Here is a 1982-nt window from a genome sequence, read left to right on the forward strand (position 1 = left end):
GTACTGGACGGCGCTGTCGTGGTGTTCTGTGGCACCTCCGGCGTAGAGCCGCAGTCGGAAACCGTATGGCGTCAGGCCAACAAGTACGGCGTACCGCGCATCGTCTACGTCAACAAGATGGACCGCCAGGGCGCGAACTTCCTGCGCGTCGTCGAGCAGATCAAGAAGCGCCTGGGTCATACCCCGGTTCCGGTCCAGCTCGCCATCGGCGCTGAAGAGAACTTCGTCGGTCAGGTCGACCTGATCAAGATGAAGGCCATCTACTGGAACGATGACGACAAGGGCATGACCTACCGCGAGGAAGAAATTCCTGCGGAGCTCAAGGACCTGGCCGAAGAGTGGCGTTCCAGCATGGTCGAGGCTGCGGCCGAAGCCAACGAAGAGCTGATGAACAAGTACCTCGAAGAGGGCGAGCTCTCCGAAGCCGAGATCAAGGAAGGCCTGCGTCTGCGCACCCTGGCGTGCGAGATCGTTCCGGCCGTCTGCGGTTCCTCGTTCAAGAACAAGGGCGTTCCGCTGGTTCTCGATGCCGTCATCGACTACCTCCCGGCTCCGACCGAGATCCCTGCGATCAAGGGCGTCAGCCCGGACGACGAGACCGTCGAAGACGAGCGTCATGCCGACGACAACGAACCGTTCTCGTCCCTGGCGTTCAAGATCGCTACCGACCCGTTCGTCGGTACCCTGACCTTCGCCCGCGTTTACTCCGGCGTCCTGAGTTCCGGCGACTCCGTCCTGAACTCGGTGAAAGGCAAGAAAGAGCGCGTCGGTCGGATGGTGCAGATGCACGCCAACCAGCGTGAAGAGATCAAGGAAGTGCGCGCAGGCGACATCGCTGCCCTGATCGGCATGAAGGACGTCACCACCGGTGACACCCTGTGCTCGATCGAGAAGCCGATCATCCTCGAGCGCATGGACTTCCCCGAGCCGGTAATCTCGGTCGCTGTAGAGCCGAAGACCAAGGCTGACCAGGAGAAGATGGGTATCGCCCTCGGCAAGCTGGCCCAGGAAGACCCGTCGTTCCGTGTCAAGACCGACGAAGAGTCCGGTCAGACCATCATCTCCGGCATGGGCGAGTTGCACCTGGACATCATCGTCGACCGCATGAAGCGCGAGTTCGGTGTCGAGGCCAACATCGGCAAGCCGCAGGTTGCCTACCGTGAGACCATCACCAAGGACAACGTGGAGATCGAAGGCAAGTTCGTTCGCCAGTCCGGTGGTCGCGGTCAGTTCGGTCATTGCTGGATCCGTTTCTCGGCCGCGGACGTGGACGAGAAGGGCAACATCACCGAAGGCCTGGTGTTCGAGAACGAAGTCGTGGGCGGTGTGGTTCCGAAGGAATACATCCCGGCGATCCAGAAGGGTATCGAAGAGCAGATGAAGAACGGCGTCGTTGCCGGCTATCCGCTCATCGGCCTGAAGGCTACCGTTTTCGATGGTTCCTACCATGACGTCGACTCCAACGAGATGGCGTTCAAGATCGCTGCTTCCATGGCGACCAAGCAGCTGGCCCAGAAGGGCGGCGGCAAGGTGCTCGAGCCGATCATGAAGGTAGAGGTGGTGACTCCTGAGGACTACATGGGTGACGTGATGGGCGACCTGAACCGTCGTCGTGGTCTGATTCAGGGGATGGAGGACACGGTTTCCGGTAAGGTTATTCGTGCCGAGGTTCCGCTGGGTGAGATGTTCGGTTATGCGACCGACGTGCGTTCCATGTCCCAGGGTCGCGCGAGCTACTCCATGGAATTCTCCAAATACGCCGAAGCTCCGTCGAACATCGTCGAAGCGCTGGTTAAAAAACAAGGTTGATTCAGCCCTTTAAGTAAGAGGTTTACTGTCGTGGCTAAGGAAAAATTCGAACGTAACAAACCGCACGTCAACGTCGGCACCATCGGTCACGTTGACCATGGCAAGACCACTCTGACCGCTGCACTGACCAAGGTCTGCTCCGACACCTGGGGTGGTTCCGCTCGTGCTTTCGA

The 1982-nt window shown here is 59.6% G+C and carries 2 protein-coding genes; both read left to right on the plus strand.

Annotation, left to right across the window (positions count from 1 at the left end; all coding sequences use genetic code 11):
• Positions 1–1809 (plus strand): elongation factor G (gene fusA, locus FFS27_RS32265; protein WP_137952528.1); only part of this gene is annotated, 1809 nt, incomplete at its 5' end.
• A 30-nt stretch (positions 1810–1839) separates the two neighbouring features.
• The coding region (locus tag FFS27_RS32270) for a GTP-binding protein (RefSeq protein ID WP_234464625.1) at positions 1840–1982 on the plus strand (143 nt) is incomplete at its 3' end.

It is taken from the genome of Pseudomonas sp. 2VD, assembly GCF_005503585.1.
GTDB classification, from domain to species: domain Bacteria; phylum Pseudomonadota; class Gammaproteobacteria; order Pseudomonadales; family Pseudomonadaceae; genus Pseudomonas; species Pseudomonas aeruginosa.